The 20,089-nt window shown below is 60.5% G+C and carries 23 protein-coding genes; 9 read left to right on the forward strand and 14 right to left on the reverse strand.

Going from position 1 to position 20,089, the window contains the following annotated elements:
- Nucleotides 1–59: 59 nt before the first annotated feature.
- From FHT78_RS16415 to dnaN, 6 genes are all read right to left on the reverse strand, one after another.
- Nucleotides 60–1,040 (reverse strand): complex I NDUFA9 subunit family protein, encoded by a 981-nt coding sequence (locus FHT78_RS16415; protein ID WP_183745964.1) that lies wholly within the window; start codon nucleotides 1,038–1,040, stop codon nucleotides 60–62.
- A 110-nt stretch (nucleotides 1,041–1,150) separates the two neighbouring features.
- Nucleotides 1,151–1,438 carry a DUF1330 domain-containing protein gene (locus FHT78_RS16420; RefSeq protein WP_183745967.1) on the reverse strand — a complete coding sequence of 96 codons (288 nt, stop codon included), beginning with the start codon at nucleotides 1,436–1,438 and terminating at the stop codon, nucleotides 1,151–1,153.
- A 26-nt stretch (nucleotides 1,439–1,464) separates the two neighbouring features.
- Nucleotides 1,465–2,172: an orotidine-5'-phosphate decarboxylase gene (pyrF, locus tag FHT78_RS16425; protein ID WP_183745970.1), complete on the reverse strand. Its 708-nt coding sequence runs from the start codon at nucleotides 2,170–2,172 to the stop codon at nucleotides 1,465–1,467.
- 6 nt (nucleotides 2,173–2,178) lie between these two features.
- Nucleotides 2,179–2,760: a histidine phosphatase family protein gene (locus FHT78_RS16430; RefSeq protein ID WP_183745973.1), complete on the reverse strand. Its 582-nt coding sequence runs from the start codon at nucleotides 2,758–2,760 to the stop codon at nucleotides 2,179–2,181.
- Nucleotides 2,761–3,354, reverse strand: coding sequence for a phospholipid N-methyltransferase PmtA (gene pmtA / locus FHT78_RS16435; protein ID WP_183745975.1), 594 nt, complete (start codon nucleotides 3,352–3,354; stop codon nucleotides 2,761–2,763).
- 111 nt (nucleotides 3,355–3,465) lie between these two features.
- Nucleotides 3,466–4,584: a DNA polymerase III subunit beta gene (gene dnaN / locus FHT78_RS16440; protein ID WP_183745978.1), complete on the reverse strand. Its 1,119-nt coding sequence runs from the start codon at nucleotides 4,582–4,584 to the stop codon at nucleotides 3,466–3,468.
- 247 nt (nucleotides 4,585–4,831) lie between these two features.
- Between dnaN and rsmI the strand changes: the two genes are divergently transcribed.
- The 5 genes from rsmI (at nucleotide 4,832) to FHT78_RS16465 (ending at nucleotide 9,518) form a co-directional block, all read left to right on the forward strand.
- The gene (rsmI, locus tag FHT78_RS16445; protein WP_183745980.1) at nucleotides 4,832–5,746 is read left to right on the forward strand and encodes a 16S rRNA (cytidine(1402)-2'-O)-methyltransferase; all 915 of its coding nucleotides are present in this window, start codon (nucleotides 4,832–4,834) and stop codon (nucleotides 5,744–5,746) included.
- Nucleotides 5,739–6,107 (forward strand): YraN family protein, encoded by a 369-nt coding sequence (locus FHT78_RS16450; RefSeq protein WP_183745983.1) that lies wholly within the window; start codon nucleotides 5,739–5,741, stop codon nucleotides 6,105–6,107. Before rsmI ends, FHT78_RS16450 begins: the two co-directional genes overlap by 8 nt.
- 133 nt (nucleotides 6,108–6,240) lie before the next feature.
- A complete protein-coding gene (locus FHT78_RS16455; protein WP_183745985.1) occupies nucleotides 6,241–6,744 on the forward strand; it encodes a cupin domain-containing protein in 504 nt (167 codons plus the stop codon).
- Between the two features lie 96 nt (nucleotides 6,745–6,840).
- On the forward strand, nucleotides 6,841–7,788 hold the full coding sequence (gene gshB / locus FHT78_RS16460; protein ID WP_183745988.1) for a glutathione synthase: 948 nt from the start codon (nucleotides 6,841–6,843) through the stop codon (nucleotides 7,786–7,788).
- Nucleotides 7,789–7,985: 197 nt separating this feature from the next.
- Nucleotides 7,986–9,518: a YifB family Mg chelatase-like AAA ATPase gene (locus FHT78_RS16465; protein ID WP_183745992.1), complete on the forward strand. Its 1,533-nt coding sequence runs from the start codon at nucleotides 7,986–7,988 to the stop codon at nucleotides 9,516–9,518.
- A 121-nt stretch (nucleotides 9,519–9,639) separates the two neighbouring features.
- Here FHT78_RS16465 and cysK read toward each other — a convergent pair whose 3' ends face one another.
- Together cysK and FHT78_RS16475 are read right to left on the reverse strand one after the other, a co-directional pair.
- Nucleotides 9,640–10,602 carry a cysteine synthase A gene (gene cysK / locus FHT78_RS16470; protein ID WP_183745995.1) on the reverse strand — a complete coding sequence of 321 codons (963 nt, stop codon included), beginning with the start codon at nucleotides 10,600–10,602 and terminating at the stop codon, nucleotides 9,640–9,642.
- Between the two features lie 142 nt (nucleotides 10,603–10,744).
- Nucleotides 10,745–11,362, reverse strand: a complete 618-nt coding sequence (locus tag FHT78_RS16475) for a LysE family translocator (protein ID WP_183745999.1) — start codon at nucleotides 11,360–11,362, stop codon at nucleotides 10,745–10,747.
- Between the two features lie 231 nt (nucleotides 11,363–11,593).
- Between FHT78_RS16475 and FHT78_RS16480 the strand changes: the two genes are divergently transcribed.
- On the forward strand, nucleotides 11,594–12,112 hold the full coding sequence (locus FHT78_RS16480) for a DNA starvation/stationary phase protection protein (RefSeq protein WP_183746002.1): 519 nt from the start codon (nucleotides 11,594–11,596) through the stop codon (nucleotides 12,110–12,112).
- 21 nt (nucleotides 12,113–12,133) lie between these two features.
- Here the strand turns inward: FHT78_RS16480 and FHT78_RS16485 are convergent, their stop codons facing one another.
- Nucleotides 12,134–13,030 carry a DMT family transporter gene (locus tag FHT78_RS16485; protein WP_183746005.1) on the reverse strand — a complete coding sequence of 299 codons (897 nt, stop codon included), beginning with the start codon at nucleotides 13,028–13,030 and terminating at the stop codon, nucleotides 12,134–12,136.
- A 111-nt stretch (nucleotides 13,031–13,141) separates the two neighbouring features.
- Here FHT78_RS16485 and FHT78_RS16490 point away from each other — a divergent pair, with 111 nt between their 5' ends.
- Nucleotides 13,142–13,606, forward strand: coding sequence for an Lrp/AsnC family transcriptional regulator (locus FHT78_RS16490; protein ID WP_037101412.1), 465 nt, complete (start codon nucleotides 13,142–13,144; stop codon nucleotides 13,604–13,606).
- Between the two features lie 2 nt (nucleotides 13,607–13,608).
- Here the strand turns inward: FHT78_RS16490 and FHT78_RS16495 are convergent, their stop codons facing one another.
- Complete coding sequence (locus FHT78_RS16495; protein ID WP_183746008.1) at nucleotides 13,609–14,502, reverse strand: GNAT family N-acetyltransferase; 894 nt, start codon at nucleotides 14,500–14,502, stop codon at nucleotides 13,609–13,611.
- Complete coding sequence (gene dut / locus FHT78_RS16500) at nucleotides 14,499–14,969, reverse strand: dUTP diphosphatase (RefSeq protein ID WP_183746011.1); 471 nt, start codon at nucleotides 14,967–14,969, stop codon at nucleotides 14,499–14,501. The genes FHT78_RS16495 and dut overlap by 4 nt, the downstream gene beginning before the upstream one ends.
- Before the next feature lie 90 nt (nucleotides 14,970–15,059).
- Here dut and FHT78_RS16505 point away from each other — a divergent pair, with 90 nt between their 5' ends.
- Nucleotides 15,060–16,643: a peptide chain release factor 3 gene (locus FHT78_RS16505; RefSeq protein WP_183746014.1), complete on the forward strand. Its 1,584-nt coding sequence runs from the start codon at nucleotides 15,060–15,062 to the stop codon at nucleotides 16,641–16,643.
- Nucleotides 16,644–16,784: 141 nt separating this feature from the next.
- Here the strand turns inward: FHT78_RS16505 and FHT78_RS16510 are convergent, their stop codons facing one another.
- Complete coding sequence (locus tag FHT78_RS16510) at nucleotides 16,785–17,171, reverse strand: RidA family protein (protein WP_183746016.1); 387 nt, start codon at nucleotides 17,169–17,171, stop codon at nucleotides 16,785–16,787.
- Between the two features lie 81 nt (nucleotides 17,172–17,252).
- On the opposite strand from FHT78_RS16510, the gene FHT78_RS16515 reads away from it, so the two are divergent.
- On the forward strand, nucleotides 17,253–17,780 hold the full coding sequence (locus tag FHT78_RS16515) for an Lrp/AsnC family transcriptional regulator (protein WP_183746020.1): 528 nt from the start codon (nucleotides 17,253–17,255) through the stop codon (nucleotides 17,778–17,780).
- A 78-nt stretch (nucleotides 17,781–17,858) separates the two neighbouring features.
- Here FHT78_RS16515 and otsA read toward each other — a convergent pair whose 3' ends face one another.
- Nucleotides 17,859–19,232 (reverse strand): alpha,alpha-trehalose-phosphate synthase (UDP-forming), encoded by a 1,374-nt coding sequence (gene otsA, locus FHT78_RS16520; RefSeq protein WP_183746023.1) that lies wholly within the window; start codon nucleotides 19,230–19,232, stop codon nucleotides 17,859–17,861.
- A 39-nt stretch (nucleotides 19,233–19,271) separates the two neighbouring features.
- Nucleotides 19,272–20,069, reverse strand: coding sequence for a trehalose-phosphatase (gene otsB, locus FHT78_RS16525; RefSeq protein WP_183746036.1), 798 nt, complete (start codon nucleotides 20,067–20,069; stop codon nucleotides 19,272–19,274).
- Nucleotides 20,070–20,089: the final 20 nt, after the last annotated feature.

Raw genomic sequence — 20,089 nt, forward strand, 5'->3', positions numbered from 1 at the left:
AATGGAAACGCCGCCCGCGAAAGCTCGCGAACGGCGCTTGAATTGCCGGGTCGGATTGATCAGGCAGCCTTGCCGGAGCCTGTGTACTGGCCGTGCGGGCGATACTGCACGAGGTAGGAATCGAGCACCGAAGTCGCCATCGTCGGCGTGATGCCAAGGCCCCTCAGCGTGCGGCCCTCGGCTTCGGCTTCTTTCGAAACGACGTTGTCATGCTTGAGAAGCTTGACCTGGTCCGGCGTGATCGGCGGCGCGATGAATGGCACCAGCGAGGCGATGCTGCCGATCAGCGATGCGATGCTGAAGGGCAGGGAAACGAGCGGATTCTTGCGAACTGTGACCTTGAGTATGGTTTCGAGACAGTCGCGGAAGGTCAGGACCTCAGGACCGCCAAGTTCATAAATCTTGCCGGTTTCGACCTTACCGTCGACGGCACGGGCAACGGCCTCGGCGACATCCTCGACGTAAACGGGTTGGAACTTCGTCTTGCCGCCGCCGACGAGTGGCAGGACAGGGAACATGCGCGCCATGTCGGCGAACTTGTTGAAGAAGCTGTCTTCCGGACCGAAGACGACAGATGGGCGAAAGATTACCGCATCCGGCTTGATCGACAGGATAGCGGCTTCGGCACGGCCTTTGGTGCGGCCGTAGTTTGAGTTCGAACCGGCGTTGGCGCCGATGGCGGAAATGTGCGTCAACGTTGCACCGGCGTTGCGGGCGGCTTCCGCCACGGCGCGGCCACCGAATTCCTGCACGGCATCGAATGTGTTGCGGCCGCTCTCGAAAAGGATGCCGACACAGTTGATGACATGGTCGGCGCCTTCGACAGCTCGGTCGATCGAGTTGCGGTAGCGCAAGTTGGCCTGGACGAAGGAGATCTGGCCGACATTGCCGAGCGGCTGCAGGAAACCGGCAAGGTCGGGGCGGCGCACGGCAACGCGGATGCGATAGCCGCGTTTGGCCAGCACGCGCACGATATGTCTGCCGATGAAGCCGGACCCTCCGAACACGGTGACGAGTGGCGGCAGGTTGGCAAGGGTCATGGCAGGCTCCTCGAAAGGCTTTGAAATGCTGTGATTGCTTTCGTCTTAGCCGAATACCGACGCGACGAAAAGGGCCATCGCGCCGCAGTTTCTACCCGTTCGAAACTGGCTCAGACGCCCTCGACTACGACCATTTCCGCGTCGGCCACCTCATGGCGGATTTTTGCAGCAGCCTGGTATTCGGGCGAATTATAGCAGTCGACGGCATGCTGCATCGAGGGAAACTCGATGACGACGTTGCGGGCGCGCGCCTTGCCTTCAAGCTCGGTCATTGCACCGCCGCGGGCGAGGAAGTTCGCGCCGTATTTCTCGAAGGCAGGCTTTGCTGTCGCGACGTAATCCTTGTAGCGCTCGAGGTCGCGCACATCGACGCGGGCGATCCAGTATCCCTTGGGCATTTTTGTCTCCTCGTTCGGCGGACGTGTCAGCGGTTCGCCGGCCAAAGCGCGGCAACCATTTCATTGAGGATTGCACGCGCCGCTTCCCGCGGCTCCGGTGCCTTGACGATCGGGCGGGCGACGACGAGATGGGTGGACCCTGCCTTCAGTGCATCCTTAGGCGTCATCACCCGCTTCTGGTCGCCCTTCTCGGCACCCGTCGGGCGGATGCCGGGTGTCACGATCGCCATATCAGGCCCGACGATCTCGCTGACAGCAGCGGATTCCTCGGCTGAGCAGACGATGCCGCCCATGCCGGCAGCACGCGCCTGTTCGGCACGACGCGCGACAAGCGTCTTCGGATCATATTGATAACCTGCCTCGACGAGATCATCGGCGTCCATCGAGGTCAGCACGGTAACGCCAAGCAGGCATAGGCTGGAGCCTTTCGCCGCCTCGACGGCCGCCTTCATCGCTTTCGGATAGGCATGCAGCGTCAGCATCGACATGCCCATCTTGGCGATGTTCTCGACACCGGATGCGACCGTGTTGTCGATGTCGAGGAGTTTCATGTCGAGGAAAATCTTTTTGCCGCTGGCGGCAAGGTCGCGGGCAAATTCCAGCCCGCCGGCAAAGACAAGCTGATAGCCGATCTTGTAGAAGAGAATGTCGTCGCCGAGCGTGGAAACAATTTTTTCCGCTTCGCCAATCGTTGGAACATCCAGCCCGACGATCAACCGCTCGCGTGCGCCCATCTCAAATCATCCCCGCCAGTCTTCGATGGGTGTCCAGTCGCATGATAAGCGCCGATCCGCAAGGCCGAAAGCGTAGAGATTACCGCCACCGCCTGGCTGGTCGCGATCACGCGCAATCGGCAAACCCATCAGATGGCATTTGAGCAGCGTTCCGACGCCGCCATGGCCGACAAAGGCGATCGGCGCATTCGCATCATGCGAAGACAAGATGGTCTCGACGGCGGAGACGATGCGGTTCTGCGCGTCGGCGGCCCGCTCCCAGCCCCTGAAGCTCTCTTGCGGGTGAGCGAAGAACCAGTTGGCCGCCTCTTCGAATTTGTCGGGCGGCAGGAAACCGGTGGCGGAGCGATCGTTCTCGTGCATGCCATGCACGATCTCGATTTTCCCGCCTGAGGCCGCAGCAAGGATTTCCGCTGTCTCGATCGCCTTGGTCTCATCGCTGGAGACAATGCGGGTCAGCCGCTTCGCCCAATCGCTCGAGGCGGCCTTGCGGGCGCGCTCCGCGCCGATATCGGAGAGACCCCATTGGGGAACGGGAACCGCAGGATCGATCTTGACCTGAGGGTGGGTGATATAAAGTCCGAACATTTATCCGCGCCGATAAATCCAGAGTTGAGCCGGAGGAATATTGCGCACGATGAAATCAAAATGATGAATGCTGTAGCGATCGGCATTGGCGACGATCGGCGAAACTGCGCCATAGGAGATCTGCACCATCGGCCGGCCAGCCGGCATGCGATCGAGCAGGCTTTCCAGGAGCGCGATGCGCGCCTGCATCGGGAAATTCAGCAGCGGTATGCCTGAGATAACGGAATCGAATTTCTGATCCTTGAGAGAGCCGAGCGTTTTGTCGAGATCGAAGGCATCGCCGTTGATGAAGGTCACATCAGGATAAAGCTGCACGAGATGTTGGTAGAAATCCGTCGAATATTCGATGGCGACAAGTTTTTCCGGTTTCACGCCATGAGCGAGAATCGCCTTGGTGATGGCGCCGGTGCCGGGGCCAAGTTCGAGTACAGGCAGATCCGAATGCGGATTTGCGACACTCGCCATCTTACGGGCGGTGATTGAAGAGGTCGGCACAATGGAGCCGACAGTTTTCGGCCCCTGCATCATGCCCTTGAAGAAGCGGATCTCCTCGTCGAATTTCCTGCCGAGCCGTTCCTTGAGTCGCAATGCCATGCCGTCCTCCCATGCCTGCTGTTCGTCCCGCCCTTAATTGCAGGAGGGTGAAGCAAAAACAAGAGGCGATGTCGCAATCAGGAAGGTTTAAGACAGGAAGGCGACGCGCGTTTACACGCGCATCGGCATTAGCACGTAGAGAGCATCGTCGCCGGCGGTGTCACGCACGAGTGTCGGCGAACCGGCATCGGCCAGAAGGAAGATCGCCTCGTCGCCGGAAAGCTGCGCAGTGATGTCGAGCAGGTACTTGGCATTGAAGCCGATTTCCATCGGATCCGTATCATAGCCGACGGCGACTTCTTCCGTAGCACTGCCGGAATCCGGATTGTTGACGGTGAGCAGCAGCTGGCCGTCGGAAAGCGCGAGCTTCACGGCGCGGCCGCGCTCGGACGAAATGGTGGAGACGCGGTCGACGGCCTGGGCAAAGCTCGTGCAATCGACTCGCATTTCCTTGTCATTATTGGTGGGGATGACGCGCTGATAATCCGGGAAGGTGCCGTCGATCAGCTTCGAAGTCATGACGATGGAGCCGATGGTAAGGCGGATTTTGGCATCGGAGACTTCGACGGTGACGATCGCATCCGGGGCATCGACGAGCTTCTGCAATTCACCGACCGTCTTGCGCGGAATGATGATGCCTGGCATGCCTTCGGAGCCAGAGGGCGCATCCACATCGGCACGGGCCAGACGGTGGCCGTCGGTCGCAACGGCGCGCAGCTTCAGGCTGCCCTCGCTTTCGATCGTATGGAAGAAGATGCCGTTCAGATAATAGCGGGTTTCTTCCGTCGAAATCGCAAACTGCGTGCGATCGATCAACATCTTCAGATCGCTTGCCTTCAGCTTGAAGGAATGCGTGAAGGTGCCGGCGGTCAGATCGGGGAAGTCGGATTCCGGCAGGCACTGCAGCGAGAACTTCGAGCGGCCGGATTGAACGGTCATCGAGCCGCCATCCTGGGAAGTGGCAAGAAGCACTTCCGCGCCATCGGCAAGCTTGCGCACGATGTCGTAAAGAAGATGCGCTGGAACGGTAGTGGCGCCGGCCTGCTCGACATTGGCAGGCGTGGCTTCGGTGATTTCGAGATCGAGGTCAGTAGCCTTCATGTCGAGGTTTTGCCCGTCGGCCTTTAGGAGCACGTTGGACAGGATCGGGATCGTGTTGCGGCGTTCGACCACGCGATGCACGTGGTTCAGCGACTTCAAAAGGTTTGACCGCTCAATAGTAATACGCATGGGATGCTACCGCTTTCGACCTTTATTGTCCGGGCGCCCGGAAGCGCCGCGTCACTGCTTTCCCCTTTGGGAGAGGGGAGTGGACGGGCAAAATGGCAGAACTTTGCCGGCGATTGCAAGAGGCATGGTTGCCCGCAGGCCCGCAAATGCCGTTTTGCAGTGCAATGCTCACAGAAATTGCGGCCCTTGTCGAAGCCACACTGCTCGCCCATAAAGGGAAGAGGCTGGCGGAACGAAGGCGAATGGCATGACGGAAGAGACGACAGCGGAAACTGGCGCCCGGCGCGGTTTTCGTCTCCATAATATTGCGGTGCCGGCGCGCCCGCTCGAACCGGCACTCTATCTCGTCGCAACGCCGATCGGCAATCTCGGCGACATTACGCTGCGGGCGCTGGAAACGCTTGCTGGTGCCGACGTCCTGGCCTGCGAGGATACACGCGTCACCCGCGTCCTGCTCGATCGGTATGGTATCCAGAACCGCCCCTTCCCCTATCATGAGCACAATGCTAACGAGGCCGGACCGCGGCTCCTGCAGGCACTCGAAGCCGGCAAGTCGGTGGCACTCGTTTCCGATGCGGGAACGCCGTTGGTATCCGATCCCGGCTATCGCCTGGCCCAGCAGGCGATCGAGGTAGGTTACCGCATCATTCCAATTCCCGGCGCTTCCGCGCCGCTTGCCGCCCTCGTCGGATCGGGCCTGCCGAACGACGCCTTTCTCTTTGCCGGTTTCCTCCCGACCAAGGACAAGGCGCGCCGCGACCGGCTCGCGGAATTCGCGAACGCACCGGCCACATTGATCTTCTTTGAATCACCCCATCGCATTGGCGCGACCCTGCTGGCCGCCGCTGATGTGCTCGGCGCTGAACGCGAGGCGTCCGTCTGCCGCGAACTGACGAAAACCTATGAGGAATTCCGCCGCGGCACGCTTGCCGAACTCGCGGCCCATTATGAAGAGCATGACAATGTGAAGGGCGAAATCGTGCTGGTGATCGGCCCCTCGAACGAACAGCCCGCCACCGAAGCCGATATCGACGCGGTTCTCGCCGATCTCGCAAAATCCCTACCGACGGCCAAGGCCGCGACCGAGGCCGCCCGCCTGACGGGCCTGCCGCGCAAGGTGCTCTACCAGAAGCTTCTCGACATGAAGGCGGCGAATGGCTGACGGCGAAGCAACGCTACGCAGGAGAAAGGCGCTGCGCCGCGGCGCGGCGGCGGAATATATTGCCGCCATTTTCCTGATGCTGAAAGGCTATCGCGTCCTCGCCATGCGCTACAAAACGAAGCTCGGCGAGATCGATATCATCGCCCGCAAGGGGGATCTGGCCGTCTTCGTCGAGGTCAAGGCGCGCTCTGACGAAATGGGCGCGATAGATGCTGTGTCCTACGCCTCGCAAAAACGCATCCGGGCTGCGAGTGATTTCTGGCTCGCCCGCCAGCGGGACTACGCACGGCTCTCACAGCGCTATGATATCGTTGCGATATTGCCTGGCAAACTGCCCCGTCATTTCCCGGATGCTTTCTAACGTTCGATAAATTCCGCAGGCGGCTAAACCTGACGAATAGCTTTCGGTAAAATTTTAGCGTCTGCTTGAACGGGCTTTTACGACTCTTCTGTTATCCACGGCTCAGCTAGGGGTAGCAAACTGGGGGTAAGTCATGGCCTTGAAGATGATGCTTGCAACCGCCGTCGCCATGGCTGCGCGGTCCGTGCCTTACGCCACGTTGAAGTCATCAGGCAGGTCTTTCGTTGCGCAGGCAAGCGACGGCATGGTCCTGAAATCAACGCCGATCAATCCGGACTGGATCATCAGCGGCAATCCGCAGGCGCGCACGGCAGAACATTCCCGTGGCCATGACGAGGCATCGCTGACGGCGATCTGGGATTGCACATCAGGCGAATTCCGCTGGCGTTTCGGTTGGGACGAGACGGTCATGATCCTTGAAGGCGAGGTGCACGTCACCACTGAAGACGGCGTGGAGCGCACACTGCAGACGGGCGATGTCGCTTTCTTTGCCGGCGGCACCTGGGCGAACTGGCGGGTGGACAATTACGTTCGCAAGGTCGCCTTCCTGCGCAAGCCTTTCCCAAAGCCGCTCGCCATTGCCTATCGCCTGCGCAACCTCTTGCGCAACGGTGGCGGCACCGGCATAGCGGCCTGAAAATTGCGCCGGCGGAGGCGCCAGAAGCCATTGATTGCCGTTGCGTTTGATGCCTGACCGACCTACATCTGGGCGGCATCAGCGCAAGGGACGGAAATGGCCAAGATCAAGAACGTAGCGGTCCAGATGGACCATGTCTCCGGCATCAATATAGCGGGCGATTCCACCTTCGCCATGAGCCTTGAGGCGCAGGCGCGTGGCTACAAGCTCTTCCATTACACGCCCGACCGCCTGAGTTTGCGCGATGACAAGCTCTATGCCACCGTCGAGCCGATGGTACTGCGCGACGTCAAGGGCGATCATTATGAACTCGGAGCGCTTGAGCGCATCGACCTGTCGACCATGGATGTCGTCCTGCTGCGCCAGGACCCGCCTTTCGACATGTCCTACATCACCTCGACGCATCTGCTGGAGCGCATCCATCCGAAGACGCTCGTCGTCAATGATCCCGCCTGGGTGCGCAACTCTCCGGAAAAGATCTTCGTCACTGAATTTTCCGACCTGATGCCGAAGACGCTGATCACCAAGGATCCGGGCGAGATCCGCCGATTCCGCGACGAGATGGGCGACATCATCCTGAAGCCGCTCTACGGCAATGGCGGCGCCGGCGTTTTCCATTCCACCAAGGACGATCGCAACCTGTCCTCGCTGCTCGAAATGTTCGGCCAGCTCTTCCGCGAGCCTTTCATCGCTCAGCAGTACCTGCCTGACGTGCGTAGGGGCGACAAGCGCATCATCCTCGTCGACGGTGAATTTGCCGGCGCCATAAATCGCGTCCCGGCGGAACACGATAGCCGCTCCAACATGCATGTCGGCGGTCGTGCCGAGCCGACCGAACTGACGGCACGCGAAAAGGAAATCTGCGAGCGCATCGGCCCGGCTCTGCGCGAACGCGGCTTCCTGCTCGTCGGCATCGACGTGATCGGCGATTATATGACCGAGATCAACGTGACCTCGCCGACCGGCATCCGCGAAGTGAAGAAGTTCGGCGGCGCCGATATCGCAAGCCTGTTGTGGGATGCGATCGAGCGCAAGCGCGGCTAAAGCAAAGCCAAGAACAGACCACAAAAATTGTTCTTGTCGTTCCGCCTTTGATCCCTTCCGTTCCAGGATTACAACCCGCCGCAATTTGATTGCAGCGGATAGCTGAATTCGTTCGCTTATCGTTCTTGTTTTATTCCGGCTTCCATGCCAGATTGTGACCGGCTTCATAGGTTGGGTTCAGGGTCACGAGGCAGGGCATGGTCGCGCGCGTCAGTACGGTTGCATTTCAGGGCATTGAAGGTGTTCCGGTCGAGGTCCAGGTCATGGTCGCTCCCGGGAAAATGGGGATCCAGATCGTCGGGCTTCCGGATAAAGCGGTTGCGGAAAGCCGAGAGCGGGTGCAGGCCGCCCTGCACGCTTCCGGTCTGGCGCTGCCATCCAAGCGCGTGACCGTCAACCTTGCGCCTGCGGATCTTCCCAAAGAAGGCAGTCACTTCGACCTTCCGATCGCGCTCGGTTTGATGGCAGCTCTCGGCGCCATCCCGGCGGATGCCTTGTCCGACTATGTCGTCGTCGGCGAACTCAATCTCGATGGTACGATTGCAGCAATCGCCGGCGCTCTGCCGGCGGCAATCGGTGCCAACGCGAGTGGGAAAGGCCTGATCTGTCCGGCCGAAAGCGGATCCGAGGCCGCCTGGGCCGGGTCAGACGTCGACATTCTGGCGCCGCGGAGCCTGATAGCACTCGCCAATCATTTCCGCGGCACACAGATCCTTTCGCGCCCGGAACCGTCCATTCGCCCGAACGCCGCCAATCTGCCCGATCTCGCCGAGATCAAGGGACAGGAAAGCGCCAAGCGGGCGCTGGAAGTGGCCGCCGCCGGCGGCCATAACCTATTGATGGTTGGGCCGCCGGGCTCCGGCAAGTCGATGCTGGCTTCGAGACTGCCATCCATCCTGCCGCCGCTCTCGGCCGCCGAATTGCTTGAAGTCTCGATGATCCATTCCATCGCCGGCCAGCTCTCCGGCGGCAAGCTTTCCGACCGCAGGCCCTACCGCACGCCGCACCATTCGGCGACGATGGCCGCCCTCATCGGCGGCGGCCTGCGCGCCAGGCCAGGCGAGGCTTCGCTTGCCCATCACGGCGTGCTTTTCCTCGACGAGTTTCCGGAATTCGCACCGCAGGTGCTCGACGCCTTGCGCCAGCCGCTGGAAAGCGGCGAATGCGTCATCGCGCGCGCCAATCACCGCGTCTCCTATCCGGCGCGGATCCAGCTCATTGCCGCCATGAATCCCTGCCGCTGTGGCATGGCGGGCGAGCCCGGCCACACCTGTGCCCGAGGGCCGCGCTGCATGACCGATTATCAAGCCCGCATTTCCGGCCCGCTGATGGACCGCATCGATATCCGCATCGACGTGCCGGCCGTTTCCGCCGCCGACCTCATCCGGCCGACGGTCGCCGAAGCGAGTGCCGATGTTGCCCGGCGCGTTGCGCGTGCGCGCGACATTCAGCGCGAACGTTATGCTGCTGCAGGCGCTGTGGGCATTTCCACCAATGCAGGATGCTCGACGGCAATGATCGAGAAGTTCGCCGAGCCGGATGCTGCGGGATTGCAGTTGTTGCGAGATGCCGCGGACAAGATGAAGTTTTCGGCGCGCGGTTACCACCGCGTCCTGAAGGTCGCCCGCACGCTTGCCGATCTCGACGGCAATGAAATGGTCGGACGTATTCACCTCGCGGAGGCGATTTCCTACCGCGTTGCCGGTGCGCGGCTAACGGCAGCGGCATAAGGTTGAGTGACTGGTGAGCAGTGATAAGTGAGTAGCGGCTCGCAATAATCGGCAAACCAAAGCGATTTGCGGCAGGCACCGAAAGCAGCCTCAGTCACTACTCGCTACCCACTAATTTCCTTCAGCTTCCGAGGCCTTCAAACAACGCCGTCGAAAGATAGCGCTCGGCAAAGGACGGGATGATGACGACAATGTTCTTGCCAGCATTTTCCGGACGGCGGCCGACCTCGATTGCCGCCGTCAGCGCCGCACCAGAGGAGATGCCGACAGGCACGCCTTCGAGCCTGGCGACGAGCCGTGCCTGCTGGAATGCGTCGTCATTGCTGACGGTGACGACCTCGTCATAGATGCTGGTATCGAGGATCTTCGGCGCGAAGCCTGCACCGATGCCCTGGATCTTGTGCGGGCCGGGCGTACCGCCTGACAGTACGGGCGAATCCGCCGGTTCGACGGCCACGATCCGGATATCCGGTTTGCGGCTCTTCAACACCTGGCCGACGCCGGTGATCGTGCCGCCGGTGCCGATGCCGGCAACGAAGATATCGACCGTGCCGTCGGTGTCGTTCCAGATTTCCTCGGCGGTCGTCTTGCGGTGAATTTCGGGGTTGGCCGGGTTTTCGAATTGCTGCGGAATGACGGCGTCGGGGAGCGAAGCGGCGAGTTCCTCGGCCTTGGCGATAGCCCCCTTCATGCCCTTCGGCCCTTCTGTCAGCACCAGTTCGGCGCCGAGCAGCGCCAGCATCTTACGGCGTTCGACGGACATCGTCTCCGGCATAGTGAGGATCAGCCGATAACCTTTGGCGGCGGCCGCAAAGGCAAGCGCGATGCCGGTATTGCCCGAGGTCGGTTCGATCAGCACCGTCTTGCCGGGAGAAATCTTGCCCTGCGTTTCCAGGCTCTCGATCATGGCAACGCCGATACGGTCCTTCACCGAGGCGATCGGATTGAAGAATTCCAGCTTGGCGAGAATGCTGGCCACTACGCCCTTTTCTTTGGCGAGTTTGTCGAGGCGAACGAGCGGCGTATCGCCGATCGTATCCGTTATCGAGGAATAGATGCGGCCGCGGCCCGGTTTGTGCGACATGGTGCTCTCCCTTTGAAATCCATTCTGAAATCTGAGGAGAGAATAGGGTCAAAGTGGCGGTGAGACCAGAGTGGCTTCATCCGCCACCCACGCAAGCCAGAGAAAAAATCCTTTGAAAACCGTCCGTTGCCGAATGTTTATTTCAGGCAGCACGCGTGGCGATGAAGGCTGCCGTGCCCGCCAGGATGCTGGCGGCGACGCGATTCAGCACCTGCAATGCGCGTGGCTGTTTCAGCATCGTGCGGGCGCGCGACGCAAGCAGCATATAGGGAACGAGCACGATCATCAGCACCACGAAGGTGACGGCGAGCAGGATGAGATACTCGCGCATGCCGATGCTGTTCAAATCGATCAACGTCGGCACCAGCGCCACATAGAAGAGCATCGTCTTCGGGTTTCCGAGCGTCACCAGCAGGCCGGACAGGAACGACATGCCCGCACTGCTCGATTTCTTCGCGGCGATATCCTGCGGCAGCAGGCCGGCAGTCCAGAGCTTCCAAGCGATGTAGCCGAGATATAGGGCTCCGGCGATCTTGATGATGAGGAATATCTCGGTGAAAGTCTGCGCCACGAAGGCGAGGCCGAGGATGACGGCGGTGAGGTAAGTCATGTCTCCGAGCACCAGGCCGAGGCCCATGAAGAAGGTCTCGCGGAAATTCGAGCCTAGGGCACGCGCCACGATCGCCGTGATCCCTGGGCCGGGAATGGCGGCGGCGATGAATAGGGCTCCGGCATAGGCGATCAGGACGGTAAGGCTCATCTTCATATCCACTGACTTGCGGACCCTTCTATAGGCGGGTGAGGCAGGCCTCATCAAGCGTCTGGCGCTGATCTGTCCATAACCATAAAGAATAGGTCGGCTGAACCATGATCTACTTGGAAACCGATCACGCCTTGCTATTTTTCCTGTCGCAAGCGGCCGCTGACACGGCCCGCCGCGGCTTCCCAAGGCTGCCGGCGCAGACGGTTTTCATCACCAAGGAGAGAATACATGTCGCCTACCTCAGCCGAAGCCCGCGGACGTTCGCCGCTCAAGACCCCGTCCGACCTGCCGACCAACGCTATCACCGATATTTCGGCCGCGTTGACCGCGCTGCTCGCCGATGTCTTCACGCTCTATGTGAAGACCAAGAACTTCCACTGGCACATGTCCGGCCCGCATTTCCGTGATTACCACCTGATGCTCGACGAGCAGGCGGAACAGATCTTCGATATGACGGACGAGGTTGCCGAACGTGCCCGAAAGATCGGCGGCACGACGCTGCGTTCGATCGGTCAGATCGCCCGCCAGCAGCGCATTCCGGACAATGATGCTGACTATGTCACCCCCGAGGACATGCTCTCCGAGCTGCGTGAAGACAATCTTCACCTCGTCTCAATCCTGCGCGAAGTGCATGAAGTCTGCGACGAGCACAACGACGTTGCGACCGCGAGCCTGATCGAGAACTGGATCGACCAGAGCGAACGCCGCACCTGGTTCCTGTTCGAAACGACGCGCCAAGCGAAGTAACACGTGAGCCGAACCTCAGTGTCAGGCTGCCGGCAGGCGAATAAGTCTCGCCGGCGACCAGCCCAGATTCATGCCGGCGGCGGCGAGCAGAATAACTGCCGCCCCGGCAATCTGCATCGGCTGCAATGCATGGCCGAAAGCGAAGCGGTCGACCAGGATGGCAGCGACCGGATAGATGAAAGACAAGGCGCCGGTCAGATGCGTCGGCAGTTTCTGGATCGCGCCATAGAGCAGTACGTACATGAGACCGGTGTGGACGACCCCGACCGCGATCAGGATCATCCAGGAACTGATATCGGCGGGGAGGTTCGAAAAATCGGTCATCGGCGCCAGCATGACGATACCGGTCGAAACCTGGATCAGCGCGATCAGATGCGGCGGCGTGCCGCGCAGCCATTTGGCGGCAAGCGCGGCAAGAGCATAGAAGAAGGCGGCACCCAGCGCCATTAGGATGCCGAGACCGTAGCTGCCGGAGACGGCATCGCTATTTGGTTTCGCCTCGACGATAGCAGCCATGCCGGCAAAGGAAAGCCCGAGCCAGAAGAGCTTGGTGCCTGTGATCTTCTCCCCGAGAAAGAGTGCGCCGAGCGCAAGCAGCATGAAAGGCTGAGTGTTGTAGACAGTCGTCGCGATCGAGATCGACGCGTGCGAATAGGAGGCGAACAACAGCAGCCAGTTGGAGACGATGGCGATACCGCCGAAGACAGCGATGCCGAGCGACCGCAGGCTGATGATACCAGGCCTCAGCAGGCCGAGCGCAGTGCAGACCATCAGCAGGGTCAGCGCGCCGAAGAAGCAGCGCCAGAAGACCACGCCGCTGACCGGTTGACCCGACATGACGACGAACCAGCCGATTGTTCCCGATATCAGCATCGCTGCCGTCATCTCTGCTGTGCCTCTTTTGATCTCACCCTGCATCGCCATCTCCATTCGTTAGCGGGAAATTGTATTGCGGCATCGCAGCATTTTCTATAAGCTGAGAAAGGGAAAGGCTGGATAAACCTAATCTTGTTAGGAGTTTTTGCCATGTTGGCTAACGAGATGCAGGCAGTCGACGATATTGACCGCGCGATGATAGAGGCGCTGGCCGGAAATTCGCGTATTTCCCTAAAGGAGCTCGCCCAAGCTGTAGGACTTTCTTCGCCGAGCGCGGCAGAGCGTCTGCGTCGGCTCGAGGATCGCGGCGTCGTGACGCTCTTCACCATCGATCTCGATCCGGCGGCGATTGGCTACCCGCTTCAGGCGATCGTGCGGGTGCGCCCGCTGCCCGGTCAGCTCCATATCGTCGAGCGCATTATCCAGGACACGCCCGAATTCATCGAATGCGACAAGGTGACGGGAGACGATTGCTTCATCGCCCGCCTCGTCGTCCGCTCCATGGGAGAGCTCGACAGCATTCTCGACAAGGTGGCCGAGCGGGCGGAGACTAATACGTCGATGATCAAGTCTTCGCCGGTCAAGCGGCGCCTGCCGCCCCTGATACGAAAAAAATAGCTTCAGAAATCCGCCATTGGCGACAGCATGGCGGGATGATCGAGGCTTGTCTCCTCAAGTCCACGCAGCATCAGGCATGTTCCGCCTCCGTAAGGCATCGCCTCGCCGGACCAGCCGAGCCTGTCAGGGCGGAAGAGCGCTTCGACTGTCGTTGCCCGGATGCCTAGACCGGAAAGGATTGCGGAGAGTGAGGGGATCTCCGCCGCGACCACGTCGAGAAGAACGACGTGGTCGGGTACCGGCATCTTCCATGCAATAACGGCCTTGCTCTCTTCCAGATAGCTCAAGCGGACGTTCGGATCGAGCTGTGTGTTGATGAGGAACATCGCGGAATTGCTGGCGACGGCGAGCGTCTCCGAAACTGGCTTGCGGTTCCTCAGCAGACCTTGAAGCAGGGCGAGATCATCTGCATCGCGCGGCTGAAGAGGCCGTGATGCGGCGGCACCTTCAGACATTGGTGCGGCGCCGACATACTTGTGAAGCGGAAGCGAACGGAAACCGTAGGGCTCATAAAGATCAGACTTGTCCGTGCAGAGGATAATGGCCTCGAAATCCCGCGCCTCACACCAGGCAAGCGCCTTGACCGTCACATCCCGGTAGAGGCCGCGACCGCGCCATGGCGGGCGGACCGCGCCGGACTGAAAGGCGGCGGCATCGACGAGCCGGCCGTTGAGGACGAAAGGCATGGCGAAGGCGGAGAGATTGGCAGCGAGCAGACCTTCATCCGTAAACCAGCCGAACGGCATGCTGGTCGGGTCCGGACCGCCAAGTTCGCGCAGCGGATCGATATCGATGCCAAACGTATCATCGAGCAGAGAGACGAGAGCGGCCCAGGCCGCCGGATCGCTGAAATAATCCTGCCGGAAGGTAAGCTCGTCGGAATCGGTAACGCTCATACCCCGGTCGAGCCGAAGCCGCCGGCGCCGCGTGCAGTTTCGGTCGTCTCCGAGACATCGGCAATGCGGGTCTGGACGAATGGTGCAATCACCATCTGCGCGATGCGCATGCCACGCGTGATGGTGAAATCCTCCTCGCCATGATTGACGAGAATGACCTTCACTTCGCCACGATAATCACAGTCGACGGTACCGGGCGCATTGAGGCAGGTGACACCATTCTTGGCTGCAAGACCGGAACGCGGGCGCACCTGGCCCTCGAAACCCTCAGGAATTTCAAAGACGAAGCCCGTCGGAATGAGTGCGCGTTTGCCGGGCGCCAGCACCAGCGGCTTGTCCTCGTCGATGGCCGCGCGCAGGTCCATGCCGGCTGCACCACGCGTTTCATAGGAAGGCAGCTCCAGGCCCTGGCCGTTCGGCAGGCGGATCAGATTGAGGGTCGGGCGGGTGTCTGTGTGAATGGTCATGCGGCATTACTTCGTGCCTCGTGCCGCAAGGTCAATTGCAATGGCGCGCTTTAATCGCTAGATACGCCGCAATTCCACAGGATTCACATCATGGCCGAAAGTCTCGCCGAGGCGGTCTCCCGCCGCCGCACATTCGCTATTATCGCTCACCCGGATGCGGGTAAGACGACGCTCACGGAAAAGCTGCTGCTTTTCGGCGGCGCTATCCAGCTCGCCGGTGAAGTGAAGGCGAAGAAGGATCGCATGCAGACCCGCTCGGACTGGATGAAGATCGAGCGCGAGCGCGGCATCTCGGTTGTCACCTCAGTCATGACCTTCGAATATGAAGGCAATGTCTTCAACATTCTCGACACGCCCGGTCACGAAGACTTTGCTGACGATACCTACCGCACGCTGACGGCAGTCGACGCCGCCGTCATGGTCATCGATGCAGCCAAGGGTATCGAGCCGCGTACGCTGAAGCTGTTCGAAGTCTGCCGCATGCGCGACATTCCGATCATCACCTTCATCAATAAGATGGACCGTGAGAGCCGCGATCCCTTCGAGATCCTGGATGAGGTCGAGGAGAAGTTGGCGCTGGACACGGCCCCGGTCACCTGGCCGATCGGCCGCTCCAAGACCTTCTGCGGTTCCTATCATCTCAAGGAAAACACGGTGCGCGGCTCCGATACGGAAGTCGACGTTACTGCCGTCAACGGACCGCAGAGCGTTGCCGACCGGCTGCCGGAAAATGAACGCGATGCCTTCATCGAGGAGGTGGAACTGGCGATCGAAGCCTGCCGCCCCTTCGATCGGGAATCCTTCCTCGAAGGTCATATGACGCCGGTTTTCTTCGGCTCCGCCCTGCGCAACTTCGGTGTTCGCGATCTCATCAATGCGCTTGGCGACTTCGCTCCGCCGCCGCGTGACCAGGTCGCCGATGTCAGAACCGTGCATGCCGCCGAAGACAGGATGACGGCTTTCGTCTTCAAGATTCAGGCGAACATGGACCCGAACCATCGTGACCGTATCGCCTTTGCCCGTATCTGCTCCGGCAAGCTGGAGCGCGGCATGAAGGCCCGCCTGGCACGCACCGGCAAGCAGCTTGGCCTCACCGCGCCGCAGTTCTTCTTCGCCTCGCAGCGCCAGCTCGCCGATACGGCTTTCGCCGGCGATGTCGTCGGCATCCCGAACCACGGCACGCTGCGCATCGGCGACACGCTGACGGAAGGTGAAAGCCTGGTATTCCAGGGTGTGCCGAACTTCTCGCCTGAAATCCTGCGCCGCGTCCGCCTGGAAGACGCCATGAAGGCCAAGAAGCTGAAGGAAGCCCTGCAGCAGATGGCCGAAGAAGGCGTCGTCCAGCTCTTCCAGCCGGAAGATGGCTCGCCGGCCATCGTCGGCGTCGTGGGCGCGCTGCAGCTCGATGTCCTGAAGGAGCGCCTGATGGCGGAATATGGCCTGCCCGTCTCCTTCGAAATGTCGCGCTTCTCCGTCTGCCGCTGGATTTCGTCTGACCAGCCTGCTGAACTCGACAAGTTCCTCACCGTCAAGCGCGGCGATATCGCCCGTGATCTCGACGGCGACCCGGTCTTCCTGGCGCAGGATGGTTTCTCGCTGCGCTACGAGGCGGAACGCTATCCGGCGATCAAGATGGTGGCAATCAAGGAATATCACGCGGCCAAGGCCGCCTGATTACCTTGCCAGCCGTTCGACAAGGAACTCGACGACCGCGCGCATGGACGGCAATTGCCCGATCTGGAAGAAGCCCTCCGCCTGCTGCGCCAGGCTGCTTGAACATCCCATGGTGCCGCCTTGTCCAGACAGGGCGGCATTTCACGCGGCAGCGATAATTTCGATTTCCACCAGCCAGTCTTTCTGAAGCGTTCGAACGACGATGGCGGTGGTCGGTACGATATGATCGCCGAGTGCGGCCAGCCGCGCATTCTGGTTTGCTTCGGCATAGTCGGGGTCCCGCAGATAGCTGGTCAACCGCACAATGTTGCTGACGTCCATATCGGCATCCGCAAGAATCGCCCGCAGGTTCGACCAGATGAGGTCTAGTTGGACCGAGAGATCTCTGCCCGGCACGCATTCCGCGTCGAGCCCCATTGTGCCGCTCACGAACAGAAAGCGGACAGGATGCCTGACCTCAATCGCGTGAATATAATCGGATGTTGCCGCATAGATGCCGCGGCTCGGATTGTGCTTCACCAGTTCCATTTGAGAGTTCCTCCCTCGAATATCTGAAAGCTTGGCTCTATTATTGCCGAATATTTTTCGGCGATAAGGCAGATTTTCCGAATGAAAAAAGAACCGAATGGTATTCGACGTAGCAGGCGAGAGCCCGAACAACTGGACCTTTTCGACCGAAAGATATTAGGCGCGCTTACAGAGGATGCCCTGCAGAGCTATACTGCCCTTGGCAAAGCCGTCAATCTGTCGCCGCATGCCGTGCATGAGCGCGTCAAGCGGCTGCGCCGGTCCGGCGTCATGAAAGGGGCGCACGCTGCGCTCGATGGCACGGCGCTCGGCAAGCCGCTGCTGGCCTTCGTGCATGTCGAGGCTGCGGGTTGGGGCAAAAGCGAAAGGCTGATGCAGCTTTGCCGCTTTCCCGAGGTGGAGGAGATGCATTCGGTTGCAGGCGACGCCAGTGTCATTTTCAAAGTGCGCACCGAAAGCCCGCGCGCGCTTGAAGCCTTTCTCTCGCAAATTCATGCTGTTCCCGGCGTGACGGCCACGAAAAGCTATGTGGTGCTTTCCACCTATCTCGAGCGGCCAGTCCAGGCGAACATGACCGCGGACTGGCAGGAAAACCCGCTGCCGGCCTGAAGTGGCGCAGCGCTACATTCCAACTCATAGTACTGTTCTTGCAGAGGGGCGACTTATGGTGCCGCCCCGGCAAACTGTTCAGGCGGCGAGGTCGCCCAGGAAGTTATCGCACCAGCGCGAGACATCGTGCTCCAGCAGATGATCCATCATTCGCCGCCAGCGGTCGCGGCGCTCGTCGAGCGGCATATTGAGGCCGCGCGCCAGCGCATTGGATGTACCGACGATGTCGTAGGGATTGACAAGCAGAGCGCCATTCAATTCGCGTGCCGCACCGGCAAAACGAGAGAGGACCAGCACGCCCGGATCATCTGGATCCTGCGCGGCAACATATTCCTTGGCGACGAGGTTCATGCCGTCGCGTAATGGCGTAACGAGGCCGACTTTGGCGAGCCGATAAAGGCCGGCAAGCACCGGTCGGCTCACGGAGCGGTTGATATAGCGGATCGGCACCCAATCGACCGTGCCGAGTGCGCCGTTCACGCGGCCGGCCTGTTCGGCGACCATCCGCTGCATCGCTTCGTATTCAGGCACTTCCGAACGGGATTTCGGCGTAATCTGCAGATAGGTCACCTTGCGCTGATGCGCCGGGTTGTTGGTGACGAAATGTTCGAATGCGTCGATGCGCTGGGTGATACCCTTGGAATAATCCAGCCGGTCGACGCCGATGATGAGACTGCGGTCTTCGATGCTCTGCTGTGCCTTCAAGACCATGCTGTGACTGCCGGCCCTCCTGGCAAATTCAGCGAACGCGGCCGTCTCGATGGCGATCGGATAGGCGCCGCCGCGGAACATGCGCTCGCCGGCGATGAAACGCCCTTCGTCGATCATGTCACCCATCTCCTCGCGGCGCAGGCAGCCCGCGAAGTTTTCGAGGTCATGATCGGTCTGGAAGCCGACGAGATCGTAGGCGGCAAGCCCCCGCATGATTTCCTCATGGACGGGCATGGCGAAGAGTACGTCGGCCGGTGGCCAGGGGATGTGCAGGAAGAAGCCGATCTTGTTCTTGATGCCCATCTGCCGCAGCTCGGCAGCGAGCGGGATCAGATGATAATCGTGGACCCAGATGATGTCGTCAGGCTTGATCAGAGGCGCCAGCCGATGGGCAAAGAAGCGGTTGACACGGAAATAGCCGGCCATTTCCGTGCGCCCATATTCTGCGAGATCCAGCCGGTAATGACAGATCGGCCAGAGCATGCGATTGGCGAAACCGAAGTAATATTCGTCGACATCCTTGGATGTCAGGTCGGTTAGTGCATAGGTGATGTTGCCCCGCTGCTCGATCGAAAGCGGGCCGGGTTCGCCTTCTTCGTTGATCCTTCCCGACCAACCCATCCAGATGCCGCCGCGCTTTTCGAGGGCGGCTTCCAGCGCCACGGCAAGCCCGCCGGCGGACGCGGCCCCCTTTTTTTCCTGGACGGGGACGCGGTTGGAAACGACGACAAGTCGGCTCATGAAAAATTCCTTTCATTAGAAATAACTGCAAAAATGCAATCAGCCGGCAAAACGCGCGACGATCTCGCGGACCGCTTCCGCGGAAGGCAGAGTGCCGCGAGCGGCGGTCTCGGCAGACGGCGGGCCGACGCGGATGGAGTAACCGCCGAGCCGGTTCGCCATGCTGAACATCGCCTCGTCGGTGACATCGTCACCGATGGCGATCGGATGACGACCGCGGAAGGCTGGAGTTGCGAGAAAACTCTCCAACGCATCGCCCTTGTTGGCTCTGGCTGGCCGGATTTCGAGAACCATCTTGCCATGCTGCAGGGTCCAATCCGGTCCTGCACGGTTCACGAAACGCTGCATCAGTTCCGTCAGTTCCGCCTGCCGCGCCGGCGCAAGGCGGAAATGTGCAGCGACAGCCGCGCCCTTATCCTCGATGACGATGCCGGTCCAGCCCGCCGTTTCTGCACGAAGCTCGATCTTCAATCTCTCGAACTCGCCTGTCGGCTCCACCTTGAAGATGCTGCCGTCAGGGCTGCGGCGCTCTGCTCCATGCAGTCCGGCGGTGGGAAACTGGTATGGAGCGAAGAGGCGGTCGGCATAGGTAAGACCTCGCCCCGTCACCAGAGCCAGCGCCCTGCCCAGCCTCTGCGACAGCACGTCGAGCTGCGCAGGAAGTGCCGGCGGCACGAATATCTCATCCGGCGTCGGCGCAAGATCGAGGAGCGTGCCGTCGATATCGAGGAAGAGTGCGCCGTTTTGAAGATAAGAAGAGAGTGTGGAGAGGGTTTCTTCCTGCCGGGAAGCGCTGCCGGATGGCCGAGCTTCTGATAACTGATTGCTGTTTGCCATGCCGGGGAAATTAGGTCAGC

It is taken from the genome of Rhizobium sp. BK196 (assembly GCF_014193255.1).
In the GTDB taxonomy this organism is placed as follows: Bacteria; Pseudomonadota; Alphaproteobacteria; order Rhizobiales; family Rhizobiaceae; genus Rhizobium.